This window comes from Caproicibacter fermentans, from assembly GCF_009746625.1.
GTDB classification, from domain to species: Bacteria; Bacillota; Clostridia; order Oscillospirales; family Acutalibacteraceae; genus Caproicibacter; species Caproicibacter fermentans.
Window position 1 is genome coordinate 66,909 of record NZ_VWXL01000027.1, and the last position, 16,620, is coordinate 83,528.

Here is a 16,620-nt window from a genome sequence, read left to right on the forward strand (position 1 = left end):
GAGGTTGGCAATGGTTAATGCAATTAACAAAAAACATTTGAATGTCTTGGCAAAATCCAAAAATTTTGAATTTAATAAAGTCACGGCGCGTTCCAATTTTACCATAAACCTTATTTTCGTATTGATCTGTATTCTTTTCCTTGCGCCGTTGATTCTTGTAGTCATGGTTTCTTTCAGTTCAAAGGAGTCCCTTGATACATACGGCTATCAGTTCTGGCCTGCGGCTTTTGATTTGAAAGCTTATCAGTACATTTTTAAATACAGCTATGACTTGATCCACTCCTACTGGAATTCCATTATTGTGACAAGCATCGGTTCCATAACCGCAACATCGATTATCGCCCTGTATGCGTATCCTCTTTCCAGAAGCAATTTCCAGCATCGAAACGGATTTGCGTTCTTCGCGTTTTTCACCACGATTTTCGGCGGCGGCTTGGTGCCCTGGGTTTTTGTTTACGCGCAGCTGTTAAAAATCAACAATTCACTGTTGATCCTGATTATCCCCTACTTGGTGAACGCCTGGTGGATCATCATTATGCGCACCTTTATGAAGCAGTCGGTCCCGGAGGACCTCGTTGAGGCTGCAAGAATCGACGGGGCAGGCGAGTTCAGAATCTTTTTCAGCGTGGCTCTTCCGCTTTGTAAAGCGGGGCTCGCGACCATCTTCCTTTTCTGCCTTGTCAAGTTCTGGAACGACTATTACCTTTCGCTGATCTTCATTAACGACCACCATCTCTATACAATTCAATACTATTTATACTCCATGCTTGACAATATCAATTACGTTCTGACAAGTCCCAATGTTCCTGCGGAGGCCCGGCGGAATCTTCCGAGTGAAGGCGCGAGGATGGCTCTTGCCGTGATTGCTGTTGGACCCGTTGTATTTTCCTACCCGTTTTTCCGCAAATTTTTTGTCAAAGGCATCATTGTCGGTGCTGTAAAAGGCTAATACCGAGAAATCGGTTAGTAAATTTAAAACTATGGGGAGGCAATTTTTATGCATGGTGTAAAAAAAATCCTGAGTTTTACTCTGGCATTGGCCACTGTTGTTCCGTTCACGCTGTCAGGCTGCACACAATCGGCTCCAGCTGACGCAACACAAAGCAGCAGTGCCGCAAGCGCAGCTTCCGGGGAAAGCAGCGCAGCTCCGAAAGAAACGGTAACGTTAAAGCTGATGACCGGTGACAAGAAAATTCAGGGGCTTGACCGCGTGCAAAAAGCGGTTAACGATTATCTGGCGGAAAAGAATACCGGACTCCAGATCGATTGGGAAACATATTCCTGGGATGATCTGAAGCAGAAAACAGCCACAATGCTCCAGACCGGACAGGAAGCCGACATCATGAACACCTCAAGCTGGATCACACCGGGTTATGTCGCGCACTGCCAGAGAGATGAATTCACCGATATCACAAAGTATATCAACGACTCTCAGTATCAGGACGTCGTCAATATCATCGGGAAGGATTTCCTTGACGGCACCAAAGTCAACGGCAAATATTACGGAATGCCGACCAACAAGGAAAAGGCTCACAACTTCGGATTCCTCTGCCAGACCGCAGAGCTCAAGAAGCTGAATATCGACCCGTCATCCATTAAAACGATGGACGATTTGGCAAAATACTTTGACCAGGTTAAGGCCGACGGTTTAATTCCGGTCTGCGCGGCTCAAATGGATAGCCCTTACAAGTTCCTTGACTGGGATGCTTTTGACGCCGATAACTCTCCGTTCGCCTTTGACCCGAACGATGAGAAAACAATCGTCAATCCGTTTACGGCAGACAAAACAATCGCGTTCTATAAAGAAATGAAAACATGGCACGACAAAGGCTATTTCAGCCCTGACGTCCTCACCTCAAAAGGTCAGGAAACCGATATGGCAACCGGAAAGTATTTCTGCGGTTCCTGGTCTTTAATGCCGGGCAAAGCACAAACGGAATCCGCATCGCTGAAACTTGACCTGACTCAGATCGACATTACGCCGGTTGAAAAAACAAACCGTGAAACTCTCGGCGCGTTGTTGGCGATTCCTTCTTCCTCCAAGCATCCGGACGAAGCTTTCAAGTTTATTTCGATGCTTTACACGGATAAGACTCTGATTAACTTGATGACCTACGGTGTGGAAGGAACAGATTACACAAAGAAATCAGACAATGTGATCACAGTCAGCAAGGATTCAGACTTCACTTCCGCCGGCGGCTGGATTATGGGCAATGAATTCAACAACTATCTGACCGACCTGCAGTCCCCGACCCTGTTCACGGACATTGAAGCATATAACAACAGCGCAAAGGTTCTTGACGACCTCGGCTTTGTTTACGACACATCAAAATGCAAGACGGAATACGCGGCCTGCCAGGCTGTTGTTACGAAGTATTATCCTCAGCTCTTTTACGGCACCTGCGACGTCGATTCCACAGTCGCCCAAATGAAGAGTGAATTTAAAACAGCCGGCATCGACACCTTGCTTGCCGACGTTCAGTCTCAGTACGACGCATGGGTAAAGAGTAAATAACTTCAAAAATTAAAAAATCGAGGCCGCCGGCGATTGCCGGCGGCCTCTTTCACTCGGATCAGGCCGTTTTCATATGAAGTCTGAGCCGATCCGAAATCATAGCGATAAATTCGGAATTTGTGGGTTTTCCTCTTGTATTGTGGATCGTATATCCAAAATAGGAATTCAAAATGTCAACATCCCCGCGGTCCCAGGCGACCTCTATCGCGTGGCGAATGGCCCGTTCCACGCGGGACGCCGTGGTACTATATTTTTTTGCCACGCTGGGGTACAGCTGCTTTGTCACAGCATTTATAATATCGGGAGTTTCAATGGCCATAATAATGGAATCGCGCAGATAGTGATAGCCTTTAATGTGCGCCGGAACACCGATTTGGTGAAGAATCTCCGTCACCTGTATTTCAAGCGAAGGCTCCGTATCCGAGACCGGCTGACTTTTTACCGGAATACTCAGACCATTCATCCCGCAAAGCTGAACGATCCGTTCCGCCAGATCGGCGGCGTCAAACGGAGAAATCGCAAAATACGCCGCGCCTGACATCATTACCTCACGCTCCAGCGTCGGGCTTGTAAAATTTGAGACAATCACAAAAAGAGGTTTTGCTCCGGGAACTTTGGTCCGGATTGCTTTCATGACACCAATTCCGTCCAGCCTTGGCATAAACAAATTCGCCAGCACCACGTCAGGCCGAACCGATTCGATTTTTTCAAGCAGCTTCATTCCGTCTTTCTGCGCATAACTCACTTCCAACCCAGAACTTTCAAAAACTCGACCGTAATCGTTGAGAAACTCCGTGCTGTCATTTGCTATGAGCAATTTTATACGCTTTTCCATATTTGATCCCCCTAATTGATTTATTATAGCGATATAATACCATATATTGGAAAATTTGGCAATAGATAGATGATATTTTTTTGATATTAGGGGAAAAAATAAACGTTTTTAAGATGCTTTTGAATTTGCGGCGGATTCAACCGCTTTCGCCTCAACCAGCATATTTTCCGCGAATACCCCATACCCGCGCGTAGGATCGTTGACAAAGACATGCGTAACGGCACCGATTAATTTGCCGTTCTGAATAATTGGGCTTCCGCTCATTCCCTGAACGATACCGCCCGTCTGGGTGACTAATCCGCTGTCAGTAATATGAAGGACAAGATTTTTGCTCTGAACCTGATCTCTGTAGTCGATTCTTTCTATCTCAGCATCATAATACTTGGGAGTCCCTCCGTCAATGGTAGTCAGAATTTTAACTTTCCCTGTTTTGACGTCCTGTTTCATGGCAACCTTCAATGCGCTGCCTTCAGGCACGGACTCAAGATACCCGTAAACGCCGGTGGTGACATTGGCAGCAAGTCGGCCCATCGCGTTGCTGTCGGTAAAATATCCGCGAAGTTCTCCCGGTTTTCCCTTTAGACCTTTTGTAACACCGTTAATGGTAACCGGAACAATATCGCCGCTTAAAAGCGGCATCAGTTCGCCTGTATCGGAATCGCAGATTCCATGCCCCAGCCCCGCAAAACTTTTGGTTGACGGATCATAGAAAGTCAAGGTGCCGATTCCCGCCGTACTGTCTCGTACCCAAAGACCAGCTTTGTAAAGCCCATCGGTTTCGGACCGAACAGGTTTTAGTACCACAGTGGACAGGGTGCCGTTGCGCCGGATGGAAAACCGTATGCTTTTTCCCTCGCAGTTTTCCACATCTTTTGCAACCTCGCTGTTGGCGTCAACTTTTTTTCCGTCAACTTCTGTAATGACATCCCCGATTTTCAGTCCCGCCTGCGCGGCGGGATTCACGGAGCCGTCGGAGGTCTGAATATCCGCAAGCCCTACAATGACCACGCCGTCTGTAAACATTTTGATTCCAAACGGTGTGCCGCAGGGCACGACGCAGGTCTGGTCGACAATGCTGACGTCCACGGTTTTAATGGGAATCACATTGTAAAGCATCATGGTTCCCTGATAAGTTTTTGGATAAGGGACGCCTGCGCTGGCTGTCACATCACTGTCGCCGACAACCGTAATCGCACCGGACAGCCACTCCAGATGGCTCCCGTTGGTCACGGTATAGGAATTGGGAGTAAAGTAATCCGCCGTTAAAAGAACTACTGCCAGCAAAAGCTCAAGGACGGCGGCGGATGCGGTAAGCATTGAAATTAACTTTTTCAAAAATTTCACCTCCCTTGCGCCGCAATATTACTCTGCTCACAAGAAAGGTTTTTTATGTTGTCAAATCTGTTTTTATTTTCCAAAAAACGGAAAACAAAATAGGTTTTCTCCATTCGTCTCCAAACGTACCGGATATTTCAAAAGGTGGAAACAAATAAACTTTAATGAAAAATGAATATCTCTGTTTGAAAACGGTATTTTAAAGACAAAAGTATTTTGACCGGAATTTCTCCTGAAAATTCCTTTCTCAATCAGTTTTTTGAAAATTTTTCAGCCGATGTGCATTCTTTGGAAGGCCAATATTACCAGACACGGTTTTCTCTCTCGCGGGAACACTATCACTGGGGAGGTGACTGGGTATGGTTCCAAATCATTACGGTTATCAAAATAATCCGTTCGGCATGGGGTTGCCTGTTAACCAGGATGCCGATGAGAGCTATTTTTTGTCTTTGCCGGAAGAAACACAGCAGGAGCTCTTAAAACAAAATTTTTCGGAACAGGAATTTCATGATCAGTTGGAACAATTAAAGGAAAAAAGATAGAAATAAAAAAGCAGGCGGCCCTGACAGGGCCGCCTCGCTGTTTTTTTCTAATTTAACTTTCGAACCCGGAAACGGGATACCATCTGGTCCAACAGCTCCGCCTGGGCGCTCAGTTCTTCACTGGAAGCCGCGCTTTCTTCCGCCGTGGCCGAATTCGACTGGACCACCGAAGAGATCTGTTCCACCGCACGGGAAATTTCCGTAATCGCCTCGGCCTCTTTTTCAGAGGCTTTTTCAATTCCGCGAATCGTCTGGCTGATTCGCTCCTCTTTTGCCGTCGCCTCCTGAATCGCATGCGCGGTTTCCTCGGCGATCTGTGAACCATGCCGCACGGTTTCAATGGAGCGGCCGATCATTTCAGAGCTCTGCTTTGCGGCCAGCGCGGAGCGCGCGGCAAGTTCCCGAACCCCCTGCGCAACCACCGCGAATCCTTTTCCCGCTTCTCCCGCTCTGGCGGACTCGACAGAGGCATTCAAAGCAAGCAGATTTGTTTGAAACGCGATATCGTCAATGGTTTTGATAATTTTTTCGATTTCGCCGGAGGACGCGCTGATCTCCTCCATTGCGGAGAGCATCTGCCTCATTTTTTGGTCACTTTCGTTCATACTTTCCGTCGCGTTTTTAATATATTCCGTAATTTCCCGCACGGCGCCCGCGGTTTCCGATACCTTTTCTGAGATTTCTTCCATGGACGCAGTCAGTTGTTCCGAAGTTGCCGCCTGTTCCGCAGCCCCGCGGGACAAGACCTGCGCACCGTCGGAAACCTGCTCCGCACCCGCGTAAACCTGCCCTGCGGACTGGCGGACCTGCCGGATCGCATCGCTCAGCGATCTGCCGATCTCCTCCATGGAGTCACGGATCGGAATAAAATCCCCAATGTAATCGACGCTAATCTCTTTCGTAAAATCGCCCTGAGCCATATGGGAAAGATAGTCGGTGATATTTTCAATCATGCCACGCAGCGCCTGCACCGTCCGTTCACAGGCAACGGACAGCGTTTCCGTTTCATCCCCTGAGCGCACCGGCTGCACCGGCGTTGTGAGGTCGCCGGTGGAAAGAAGGCGCAGCCGTTCCGTCGTTGTCTGAAGCGATTGGGTAATTTTTTTTGCCATCCTTGCGGCAAGCAGAATGGCGAGCAGGGTAACCAGAAGCGTGAGCACCGTCAATTCCGCTAACGCAATGAGTCTTGACCGGTTAAAATCAGCGACCATTGCATCGACGTCGTCTTCATACACCCCGGTGCTGATATACCAATGAAAAGGCTTAAATTCCATCGTATAAGCGCGTTTTAGTACTGGCTGGGCCACACCCGGCTTAGAAAAATAAAATTCCGAATATCCGCCGTTTGTCTGACTGCCGGCCGCGATCAGATTTTTGATATAACAGGTCCCGTACTGATCCTGATCGTTCATGCGCTGGAGGCCCTCATATTTTGGGTTCTTGTGGGCGACGCAGACGCCGTCGGCGGCGTCTGCCCAAAAATAGCCTTCGTCCCCGTTATAGCTTGCGGCGCGAATAACGGAAATGCAGTTTGTGACAGCCTGTGATTGAGTAAGCTCCCCGTTCTGGTAACGGTCGTAAACCGCTTGAAGCAAACTGACAACCGTCTGAGTCTCGCTGCGAATGTTCTTGTCGTAATCGTTTTTCATGGATTGAATGGATTTATTGTAGCTCTGGTCAAGCTTGTAATAAGCAAGGATCATCTGCGCCAGCATGGTTGCGCAGAGCAGCAAGCCGACCATCAGGATCAGCTTGCCGCGAAGCTGTAGCTTTTTCTTAAATTTGTCGCTTTTTTGTAATGTTCTGTTTTGTGTCATAAAAAAATCCTTTGCTGCAATATTTTTAGCTTTTTTTCGCTAAAATATGTTATGAAATTTGTAAATAAATGACTGTTTTCCTATCATATCACGCACCGCTCGGGACTAACAATCAAACGGAGAATTATAAAAATTTTGTAATCAAGCCATAAAAAAAGCGCCCTTTTTCAAGAGCGCTTTACTTTCTTTTTTCAGGAAAGCCGTGTTTTAAAATCTTCATAGCCGAACTGACGCACCATGCGAAAGCCTTCGGATTCACCGTACAGAAGAATCGCCGGCAGACCGATCCCGTTAAACGTGTTGTTTTTCACCATGGAATAAATTGCCATGTCACAAAACACCAGACGGTCGCCGGGCTTTAAAGGCTCCCGAAAGGAATAATCTCCGATCACATCGCCCGCCAGGCAGGTCGGCCCGCCCAGACGATACGTAATCTGCAGTTCCCCCGGCCGGCCCGCGCCCACAATTTCCGGACGATAGGGCATTTCTAGGACGTCCGGCATATGGCATGCCGCGGAGGTGTCCAGAATGGCGATCCCCATTCCGTTCTCCGTTACGTCCAGTACGGTGGAAATCAAAAAGCCCGTATTCAGCGCGATTGCCTCGCCGGGTTCCAGATAAACCTGCACGCCGTATTTGTCCCGCACCCTGCGGATGCAGTCTTTCAGCAACGCAAGGTTGTACCCCGGCTTTGTAATGTGGTGCCCGCCGCCGAAATTCACCCATTTCATCGCGGATAAAAACCGGCCGAATTTTTCTTCAAATACGCGCAGCGTGCGGTCGAGCGTTTCCGCGCCCTGTTCGCACAGGGTATGAAAGTGAAGTCCCTCGACTCCGTCCAGTTCTTCCGGCCGGAAGTTTGAGAGCGTAACCCCCAAGCGGGAAAACTCCCCGCAGGGGTCGTAAATACCGGTTTCAATCTCGGAATACTCCGGATTGACCCGGATTCCGCAGCTGATTTTCCGCGGGCATTCCCGCACTGCCGCGCGGTACTTTTCCCATTGGCTGAACGAATTGAACACGATATGGTCGCTGTATTTTAAAATCTCCCCAAATTCATCGTCCCGATAGGCCGGTGCATAAATATGGACTTCCTTTCCCATCTCTTCCCGCGCGAGCCGCGCCTCAAACAGAGAACTGGAAGCCGCGCCGTCCAGGTACTTCCCGATCAGCGGATAGACGGAAAACATCGAAAACGCTTTCTGCGCCAGCAGGATCCGGCAGCCGGTTTCTTTCCGGACGGAGCCGAGAATTTTCAGGTTTTGGGTCAGCAGCTGCTCGTCAACCACATAGCACGGAGTGGGCGGAATCATCGGATCAAACCCTGCTTCCTGCCGCATCAGCCGATCAGCTCCGGCGCGAAGTCCTCGTGCCAGGCAAGGCCGCAGCGGTTCATCGCCTCCATGAACGGGTCGGGATCAAATTCCTCCACATTGTGAACGCCCGCTTTTTTCCATTTGCCGGTCAGAACCATCATCGCGCCGATCATCGCCGGAACTCCGGCCGTATAAGCGACGGCCTGGCTGCCGACCTCGCGGTAGCATTCCTGATGATCGCAGATATTATAAACATAATAGGTGCGTTCTTTTCCGTCCTTTACGCCCTGGAAAATACACCCGATGTTGGTTTTGCCCTTGGTTCTGGGGCCGAGGGAGGACGGGTCCGGCAGAACCGCTTTCAAGAACTGGAGCGGCACAATCTGTTTGCCCTCGAATTCAATCGGCTCAATCGACGTCATGCCGACGTCCTCGAGCGCCCTGAGGTGGTCCAGATAGCTCTGGGAAAATGTCATCCAGAAACGGATGCGCTTGATTCCCTTCATATTCAGCGCGAGGGACTCGAGCTCCTCGTGGTGCAGCAGATAAATGTCTTTTGGGCCGATCTGCGGCAGGTCGTATACTCTTTTGATCTCCATCGGTTCCGTTTCAATGAACTTCCCGTTTTCAAAGTAGCTGCCCTTGGCGCTGACTTCGCGGATGTTGATTTCCGGATTGAAGTTCGTCGCGAATTTATACCCGTGATCGCCGGCGTTCGCGTCGACAATGTCGATGGAGTGAATCTCATCAAAATAATGCTTTTGCGCATAGGCGGAAAAGACGCCGGTTACGCCGGGGTCAAAGCCGCTGCCCAGCACTGCGGTAACGCCCGCTTTTTCAAAGCGATCCCGGTAATCCCACTGCCATTTATATTCGAAATGCGCGGTTTCCGGCGGCTCGTAGTTCGCGGTGTCAAGGTAGTCCGCCTTTGTTTCCAGGCATGCGTCCATGATGGTCAGATCCTGGTACGGCAGAGCCACATTGATGACGATGTCCGGCTTCACCTCCCTGATTAATTGGACAAGCTCCGGCACCTTGTCCGCGTCCACCCGCGCGGTCTCCACTTTCGTTCTGCCGCCGTCCAGTTCCTTTTTTAACGCTTCGCATTTGCTTCTGGTGCGGCTGGCAATGCAGATTTCCTCAAAAACATCGGGGTTCTGGCAGCATTTGTGAGCCACAACGCTCGCCACGGCCCCCGCTCCGATGATCAGTGCTTTCCCCATTCTCTGGATGCCTCCTTTATCCTACTCTTCTTCCTTAAGCGGCTCTACTTTTTCCAGCAGGCCGTTAACATAGGTCGGCAGCGAAAACGCGCCGATGTGCAGCTTCGTATTATAGTATCGGGTCGCAAGACCCAAACGATTCCATTCCTCCGCATTTAAATCCTCCACCGGACGGTATTTTTTAGAGGCAAATCCAAACAGCCAATGACCGGAGGAATAGGTTGGAATGTGCGCCTGATAAACGCGGCTGATTGGAAACGACTGCACGATTCTCTGATGCGCGCGCTGCATGGCGACGGCGTCGTTGCGGTAAAACGGGCTTTCCTGCTGATTGACCAGAATTCCGTCTTCCCGGAGCGCCTTGTAGCAGTTGCCGTAAAATTCCTTGGTAAAAAGGCCCTCCCCCGGCCCGAACGGGTCGGTTGAATCCACCAGAATCAAATCATACTCGCTCCGTATGTCGCGAACATAGCGGAGTCCGTCTTCATAATAAATGTGCACCCGCGGGTCATCCAGTCTGCAGGCGGTCTGCGGCAGATATGTTTTGCAGGCCTTAACAACCTCCCGGTCGATTTCCACCAGGTCGATCCGCTCAACGCCGGGGTATCGCGTCAGCTCGCGCACCGCGCCGCCGTCCCCGCCCCCGATGACCAGAACGTGTTTCGCGTGCGGGTGCACGGCCATCGGCACATGAGCGATCATTTCATGATAGACAAATTCGTCCTTTTCCGTCAGCATCATAAAACCGTCGAGCGTCAAAAAGCGGCCGAACTCCGGGGACTCAAAAATATCGATCCGCTGGAATTCGCTCTGACCGCTGTATAGCTGGCGGTCGACCTTGATGGAAAAATGGACGTTCTCCGTATGTTTTTCAGTAAACCACAATTCCACCGTCAACCCTCCTTCAAAACCTGTATCGTTTTCAAACTTGCATCCCTCATTCCGGTCAGCATGGCGCCCTTTTCATCCGCATACAGAATATATTCCACGATTTCAGGGGTGATTCTTTCCCCCGGCGCGATCACCGGAATTCCCGGCGGATAGCACATGACGGATTCCCCGCTGATGCGGCCCGCGCTTTGCTCCACCGGAACAGGCTCCTTTTCGGCGTAGAAGGCCTTCTGCGGCCTTTCGACCACCTGGGGCCTGATGTATTCCTGCGTAAGCAAACCGGACTTGTCGCGCTCGTAGCGGCGCTTGATTTCGGAAAGCGCCGCTACCAGCCGTTCCGCGTCAAGCGACCGGTCCCCCATGGAGATGTAGGCGAGAATATTCCCGATGTCGCCTAATTCAATCTGTATGTCGTATTCGTCGCGGAGCAGGTCGTATACCTCGATTCCGGCAAGACCGATATCCAGCGTATGAACGGACAGCTTGGTCACGTCAAAATCAAAAACGCTTTCCCCGTTGATCAGCTCGCGCGAGAACGCGTAATATCCGCCGATGCGGTTGATCTCCGCGCGGAGGTATTCCGCCATGGCGATGACGCGGCGGAACGTTTCCACGCCGCGCAGCGCAAGGTATCTGCGCGAAACGTCCAGCGACGACATCAAAAGATAAGAGGCGCTGGTGGTCTGTGTCAGATTGATGATCTGGTCGACATAACTTTCGTCCACCGCCGGACCGGTAAGTAAGAGGGAACTCTGCGTCAGGGAGCCGCCCGATTTATGCATGCTCACCGCCGCCAGATCGGCGCCCGCAGCCATGGCGGACACGGGAAGCCCTTCCCCGAAATAAAAATGCGCGCCGTGCGCTTCGTCTGCCAGCACGAGCATGTTGTGTTCATGGGCCAGCTTTACAATGGATTTTAAATCGGAACAAATCCCGTAATAAGTCGGATTGTTGACAAAGACGGCCTTGGCGTCCGGATTTTCCTCGATAGCTCTCTTTACGTCGCCAAGCGACATTCCAAGAGAGATCCCAAGCCGCCGGTCAATGCCGGGATTGACGTAAACCGGAACCGCTCCGCACAGAATCAGCGCGCTGATCGCGCTGCGGTGCACGTTGCGCGGCATAATAATTTTCTCACCCTTTTTACAGGCGCTCATCACCATGCTCTGCACCGCGGAGGTCGTGCCGTTTACCATAAAGAAGGCGTGATGCGCCCCGAAAGCATCTGCCGCAAGCTCTTCCGCGTCCCGGATGACGGAGGAGGGATGGCAGAGATTGTCCAGCGGCTTCATCGAATTCACATCAACCGTCAGGCATTTTTCACCGAGGAACTCCCTGAGCTCCGGGTTTCCCCTGCCGCGTTTGTGGCCGGGTACGTCAAACGGAACGATGCGCATATCCTTAAAGCGGTTCAGGGCCTCCAGCAGCGGAGCCCGCTCCTGCCCCGTCAATGTTCTGCCCCCGTGGAATCGTCATAAACGTTTGCCCCGCTGAAAATTTCAATCATTTCCCTGCGCAGGTTCTCCGTAATGGTCAGGCGCAGCTTCGGCGGAAGCTCATAAACATCCGTGTTAAACAAATAATTCTGCAAATCAATATCCTTAATCAATAATTTCGTATGAAACAGATTCGCCTGATAAACATTGACGTCGATCGCATCGTATTTTAACAGAGTCCTGGCGTCGATGTAATCCTGTATGGACGCAATCTTGTGGTCGATAAACAGTTTTTTGCCGCTGAAATCACGGGTAAAGCCGCGCACGCGGTAATCCGCCGTGATAATGTCAGAGTCGAAGCTGCCGATCAGGTAATTGAGCGTATTAAGCGGGGAAATCTCCCCGCAGGTGGAAATGTCGATGTCCACCCGAAACGTCGCGATCGCGTTGTCCGGGTGATATTCCGGATAAGTGTGCACGGTCGCGTGGCTTTTATTCAGGTGCGCCACAACCTCGTTGCCCGGGCCGCGGAGAACGCCGCTGCCCAGATTGCAGGAGCTATCGATCTGGTCCGGCGGAAACGCCTGCTCGGCGATCAGAAACGCGACGCTGGCCCCCTGCGGATCGTAGTCCTGTTTGCTGACATTCAACACCTGCGCGCCGATCATCTCCGTCACGTGGTAAAGGATATCGGTCAGGCGCTCCGAGTTATACTGTTCGTCTATATAAGCAATATAATCGCGCTGTTCCCGCGCGCTTTTTGCGTAGCAGACATCGTAAATGTTAAAGCTGAGCGATTTGGTGAGATTGTTGAAACCGTAAAGTTTCAGCTTGTTTTCCAACCGTAACACCCGACCTTTCCAAAATTATTTATTATTAGAAAAATCATGATTTTTTCAAAAAAACCACTGAAAAATCATTGTATTCCATGAATTTCACAAGTTTAGCTTAAAAATTCTTCGTAATTCTTTGATTTTCATGTTTTTCTTGATAAATTCACTGTAAAAAATCAATATATATTATATACAGAAATCCCTAATAGTCAAGGGAATTTCCCGGATTGCGGGATAAAATTTAAAGATTCACCGGAGGAAAAGACGGAGGAGCGCAATCCGGAACCGCAAAATGCCGGCCCCGTTTCCGGGGCCGGCCTCCGCACTTCCCTCTAAAAGCGATTACGACTTGTCCTTCACGGGGAAAGCTGTCATTCTGACCCCAAGCGGAACGATTGCAGCGCCTGCCGACAGGTTGAAGGCCGTCAGGACACCGGGCGGAAAAAAGGAGGGGATCCGACGGCGCAGCCCAAAGCCGCCACGGCGCCCAGGGAGAACAGTGTCGCAGCAGGTTTTTCGCGCCGGAATCCGACCGGACAAATTTTGCGGAAAAAACTTCGTTCCAGAATACGATGGTTAGGGACTGGAGGCCGTTAACAGGATTCCCTGAAAAAAAAGATTTGACTCGTTTGAAACGAAAAAAAGAGAGATTTGCGGCAGCATCTGAAAACGGAACGCGCCAAGGACCAGATTCAACTTGCCGAGCCGCCGCGAATCATTTTCCTCGCCTGCCTTTAAGGCGTATTTTGTTATTATAGCATAAGCGGTAAACAAACTCAATCGGAGCCGTTTCGCCCCGACGTTGAACGGTCCTCGGGAACATGCTATAATGGAAAACAAATCAGCCGGAGTCTGCCGGCAAATCAAGTAAACGATGAGGAAGGAATCAAAATGCAACTGATGCAGTTTGAGCGCAGCGGGGAGCAGCGGTTCGGAATCCGGACGGAAAAAGGAATCATCGACTGTGCTGAGGCTTCGGGCGGGAAAGCCCCGTCGTCCATGGAGGAGGTCATTTCAGGCGGCGACGCCGCTTTGCAAACTCTGCGCCGGCTCTCCGGCTCGGACGCGGCGTCTGTCCCGGAACCGGGAATCGCTTATCTGCCGTGCGTTACAAAGCCGGAAAAAATACTTTGCGTCGGCTTGAACTACAGGAACCACACTTCCGAAATCAAGATGGAGATTCCGGAATACCCGGTGCTGTTTAACAAATACAACAACGCGCTTGCCGCCCACCGGCAGAGGATTTCCCTTCCCAATACGGCGGAACAATTCGATTACGAGGCCGAACTGGTTATCGTCATCGGCAAAGAGGCGCGAGACATTCCGAAACAGGAAGCGTTGTCCTGCGTATTCGGGTATGCGCCCGGCAACGATCTTTCCGCGCGCGATCTGCAGTTCCGCACGCATCAATGGCTGCTTGGCAAAACCTGCGACGGCTTTGCCCCCGTCGGACCGTGCATCACAACGGCGGATGAAATCGGCGACCCGCAGTCTTTGAGAATCGAGAGCCGCGTCAACGGCGAGCTTCGCCAGTCCGGCAACACGTGTGACATGATTTTCGACTGCGCGACTATTGTCAGTTACATTTCTCAATACATGACGTTAAAGCCGGGAGACCTGATTTTTACCGGCACGCCCTGCGGCGTAATTCAAGGGATGCCGGAGGGAAAGCGGCGCTGGCTGAAAGCCGGGGACGAGGTTCAGGTATCCATTGAAAAGCTGGGCACTTTAAAAAACGTGATGGCGTAGATTTGTCGGCGTTAAAAGTGAGGAATGCGCTCGCATTCCTCACTTTCACTTCTCCTCCACTTAGCCCGGAATCGCCCTGTTAAGCGCCTGATTCAAATCCCAGATCAAGTCGTCCGGGTCCTCCAGGCCAATCGAAAGTCGGATGGTTTCCGGCCCAAACCCTGCGGCCCTTTGCTCCTCCGGCGTCAGCTGCTGGTGCGTGGTCGTGGAAGGATGGATCACCAGCGACTTCGCGTCGGCCACGTTTGCCAGCTGGGAAAAAATTTCAAGGCTGTCAATCACTTTTTTCGCGGCATCCACATCCCCCTTGACCGAGAACGTAAAAATGGAACCCGCTCCTTTCGGAAAATACTTTTTTGCCAATTCATAGTATGGATTCCCTGACAGCAGAGGATAATTGACTTCCTGAACTTTTGAATTTTGGGAGAGAAATTCGGCTACCTTGATTGAATTTGAAACATGCTTCTCGACCCGCAGAGAGAGCGTTTCCAAGCCCTGCAGGAATAAGAAAGCGTTAAATGGAGACAGGCATGCGCCGAGGTCACGCAGCAGTTGTGCGCGAATCTTCGTGCAGAACGCGGAGCCGCCCAAATCCGCAAAGCAAATGCCGTGATAGCTTTCGTCCGGCTCGGTAAAGCCCGGGAACCTTCCGTTTTTCCAGTCGAAGTTTCCGCCTTCGACGATGACTCCGCCGATGGATGAGCCGTGTCCACCAATGAATTTGGTCGCGGAATGAACCACTACCGCCGCGCCGTGCTCCAAAGGACGGAACAAATATGGGGTTGCAAACGTATTATCCACAATGATCGGGACGCCGTGCTTTTCCGCGATTTCCGCAACCGCATCGAAATCGATGATATGAATGGAAGGATTTCCGAGTGTTTCAAAATAGATTGCTTTTGTTTTTGGCGTAATCGCCTTTTCAAAATTGCCGACATCATCCGGATTTACAAATACGGTATGAATCCCGTATTTCGGCAGCGTATGAGCAAACAGGCTGTAAGTTCCGCCGTAAAGCGTGCTTGCGGACACGATTTCATCGCCGCTTTGGGCAAGGTTTAAAACAGCATAGGTGATGGCCGCCGCACCGGACGCCACCGCGATGGCCGCCGTTCCTCCTTCCAGCGCGGCGATTCGTTTTTCGAAGACTTCCGTTGTCGGGTTGGTCAGGCGGGAATAAATGTTGCCTGACTCTGTCAAGGCAAAGCGGTCTTCCGCCTCCGTTGTGTTCTTGAAAACATAGGAGGTCGTCTGATAAATCGGAACCGCCCGGGCACCCGTCGCCGGGTCCGGCTCTTGCCCTGACTGCACCTGTAAAGTATCAAAACCTAATTTTCTGTTGCTCATAACTTAACTCCTTTTTTATTAATAATTATTATTTTCGTTCCTTAAAACAGATATAAAAAAGACCGGCAGAAACATTTCTGACGGCCCGCTTTCTATTCTGTTTGCAAAAGTATTTACAATAACAGAACAGATCGGGCCTGACGCATTCCGGGCATAGCAAAGCACAGGATGCCGCACATTCCTCGCAGCATTTCCTTGTTACTTCTGCCGTAAAATTCCATAAAATCCATCTTGAAAGCCCCTCTCTTAATATTAGTATTTATATATGTTATGTAAGTATAGTATTCTATTTTCAGGCATTTGTCAAGCATTTTTCATATTGGAAGCGCCTCAAGGCACTTGGAGCTTTCCCACACTTGCAACCGCTTTTCATCCCCTATCCATCCCCGCACGGGAAGCAAAGTGAAAGCTGAAGCATTTTTCTGTTGCGGAAGGGAATCAAAGCGTGGGGTACAGGGTGGGGGGCGAGTTTGACGACAAAAAGCTCCTGCTACAGGACTGTAGCAGGAGCTTATAAAATGTCGGCATCACCTATTGTTCCGGGCCGTTACCAGCCAAGTATCTTCGGCGCAGATGAGCTTAACTTCCGTGTTCGGAATGGGAACGGGTGTACCCTCATCGCAATCGATACCAACTATTTCTGGGGCACAAAGGGTACCCTCAAAACTGAACAAAACTGGAAGCAGAAAAAGAGAAACGAACGGGCGAACCAAAAATATGGTCAAGCCCTCGGCCTATTAGTACTGCCAAGCTGAACACGTTACCGTGCTTACACACGCAG

Annotated in this window: 13 protein-coding genes and 1 rRNA gene; 4 read left to right on the forward strand and 10 right to left on the reverse strand. The window is 50.6% G+C overall.

What is annotated here, in order from left to right; genetic code table 11:
- Positions 1-10 precede the first annotated feature (10 nt).
- Together CAFE_RS05585 and CAFE_RS05590 are read left to right on the forward strand one after the other, a co-directional pair.
- A complete protein-coding gene (locus tag CAFE_RS05585; RefSeq protein ID WP_156990042.1) occupies positions 11-949 on the forward strand; it encodes a carbohydrate ABC transporter permease in 939 nt (312 codons plus the stop codon).
- A 48-nt stretch (positions 950-997) separates the two neighbouring features.
- Entirely contained in the window at positions 998-2,515 is a 1,518-nt protein-coding gene (locus tag CAFE_RS05590) for an ABC transporter substrate-binding protein (protein ID WP_066645318.1), read from the forward strand.
- A 58-nt stretch (positions 2,516-2,573) separates the two neighbouring features.
- Here the strand turns inward: CAFE_RS05590 and spo0A are convergent, their stop codons facing one another.
- Positions 2,574-3,350, reverse strand: coding sequence for a sporulation transcription factor Spo0A (gene spo0A / locus CAFE_RS05595; protein WP_156990043.1), 777 nt, complete (start codon positions 3,348-3,350; stop codon positions 2,574-2,576).
- A gap of 108 nt (positions 3,351-3,458) precedes the next feature.
- Positions 3,459-4,694 (reverse strand): SpoIVB peptidase, encoded by a 1,236-nt coding sequence (spoIVB, locus tag CAFE_RS05600; protein ID WP_228725003.1) that lies wholly within the window; start codon positions 4,692-4,694, stop codon positions 3,459-3,461.
- A gap of 350 nt (positions 4,695-5,044) precedes the next feature.
- On the opposite strand from spoIVB, the gene CAFE_RS05605 reads away from it, so the two are divergent.
- Positions 5,045-5,227: a hypothetical protein gene (locus tag CAFE_RS05605; protein ID WP_066645316.1), complete on the forward strand. Its 183-nt coding sequence runs from the start codon at positions 5,045-5,047 to the stop codon at positions 5,225-5,227.
- Between the two features lie 47 nt (positions 5,228-5,274).
- On the opposite strand, the gene CAFE_RS05610 is transcribed toward CAFE_RS05605, so the two are convergent.
- The 6 genes from CAFE_RS05610 to speD all read right to left on the reverse strand — a co-directional run bounded on the left by CAFE_RS05610 (position 5,275) and on the right by speD (position 12,761).
- Positions 5,275-7,044, reverse strand: coding sequence for a methyl-accepting chemotaxis protein (locus tag CAFE_RS05610; protein WP_156990044.1), 1,770 nt, complete (start codon positions 7,042-7,044; stop codon positions 5,275-5,277).
- 191 nt (positions 7,045-7,235) lie between these two features.
- Positions 7,236-8,384 (reverse strand): carboxynorspermidine decarboxylase, encoded by a 1,149-nt coding sequence (gene nspC / locus CAFE_RS05615; RefSeq protein ID WP_207708867.1) that lies wholly within the window; start codon positions 8,382-8,384, stop codon positions 7,236-7,238.
- Positions 8,384-9,583, reverse strand: a complete 1,200-nt coding sequence (locus CAFE_RS05620) for a saccharopine dehydrogenase family protein (protein ID WP_066645313.1) — start codon at positions 9,581-9,583, stop codon at positions 8,384-8,386. The genes nspC and CAFE_RS05620 overlap by 1 nt, the downstream gene beginning before the upstream one ends.
- A gap of 21 nt (positions 9,584-9,604) precedes the next feature.
- Positions 9,605-10,474 (reverse strand): polyamine aminopropyltransferase, encoded by an 870-nt coding sequence (gene speE / locus CAFE_RS05625; RefSeq protein ID WP_330593861.1) that lies wholly within the window; start codon positions 10,472-10,474, stop codon positions 9,605-9,607.
- A 2-nt stretch (positions 10,475-10,476) separates the two neighbouring features.
- A complete protein-coding gene (locus tag CAFE_RS05630; protein WP_066645310.1) occupies positions 10,477-11,925 on the reverse strand; it encodes an aminotransferase class I/II-fold pyridoxal phosphate-dependent enzyme in 1,449 nt (482 codons plus the stop codon).
- The gene (gene speD, locus CAFE_RS05635; protein ID WP_066645309.1) at positions 11,922-12,761 is read right to left on the reverse strand and encodes an adenosylmethionine decarboxylase; all 840 of its coding nucleotides are present in this window, start codon (positions 12,759-12,761) and stop codon (positions 11,922-11,924) included. The genes CAFE_RS05630 and speD overlap by 4 nt, the downstream gene beginning before the upstream one ends.
- A gap of 873 nt (positions 12,762-13,634) precedes the next feature.
- Here speD and CAFE_RS05640 point away from each other — a divergent pair.
- On the forward strand, positions 13,635-14,492 hold the full coding sequence (locus tag CAFE_RS05640) for a fumarylacetoacetate hydrolase family protein (protein ID WP_066645306.1): 858 nt from the start codon (positions 13,635-13,637) through the stop codon (positions 14,490-14,492).
- Positions 14,493-14,552: 60 nt separating this feature from the next.
- Here the strand turns inward: CAFE_RS05640 and CAFE_RS05645 are convergent, their stop codons facing one another.
- Positions 14,553-15,839 carry an O-acetylhomoserine aminocarboxypropyltransferase/cysteine synthase family protein gene (locus CAFE_RS05645; RefSeq protein WP_156990046.1) on the reverse strand — a complete coding sequence of 429 codons (1,287 nt, stop codon included), beginning with the start codon at positions 15,837-15,839 and terminating at the stop codon, positions 14,553-14,555.
- A 519-nt stretch (positions 15,840-16,358) separates the two neighbouring features.
- Positions 16,359-16,474 (reverse strand): 5S ribosomal RNA (rrf, locus tag CAFE_RS05650).
- Positions 16,475-16,620: the final 146 nt, after the last annotated feature.

What these genes read in the sequence shown, in the direction of transcription:
- CAFE_RS05585 (WP_156990042.1), top strand. Translation starts at nt 11, where the DNA reads ATGGTTAATGCAATTAACAAAAAACATTTGAATGTCTTGGCAAAATCC.
- CAFE_RS05590 (WP_066645318.1), top strand. Translation starts at nt 998, where the DNA reads ATGCATGGTGTAAAAAAAATCCTGAGTTTTACTCTGGCATTGGCCACT.
- spo0A (WP_156990043.1), bottom strand. Translation starts at nt 3,350, where the DNA reads ATGGAAAAGCGTATAAAATTGCTCATAGCAAATGACAGCACGGAGTTT.
- CAFE_RS05605 (WP_066645316.1), top strand. Translation starts at nt 5,045, where the DNA reads ATGGTTCCAAATCATTACGGTTATCAAAATAATCCGTTCGGCATGGGG.
- CAFE_RS05610 (WP_156990044.1), bottom strand. Translation starts at nt 7,044, where the DNA reads ATGACACAAAACAGAACATTACAAAAAAGCGACAAATTTAAGAAAAAG.
- nspC (WP_207708867.1), bottom strand. Translation starts at nt 8,384, where the DNA reads ATGCGGCAGGAAGCAGGGTTTGATCCGATGATTCCGCCCACTCCGTGC.
- CAFE_RS05620 (WP_066645313.1), bottom strand. Translation starts at nt 9,583, where the DNA reads ATGGGGAAAGCACTGATCATCGGAGCGGGGGCCGTGGCGAGCGTTGTG.
- CAFE_RS05640 (WP_066645306.1), top strand. Translation starts at nt 13,635, where the DNA reads ATGCAACTGATGCAGTTTGAGCGCAGCGGGGAGCAGCGGTTCGGAATC.
- CAFE_RS05645 (WP_156990046.1), bottom strand. Translation starts at nt 15,839, where the DNA reads ATGAGCAACAGAAAATTAGGTTTTGATACTTTACAGGTGCAGTCAGGG.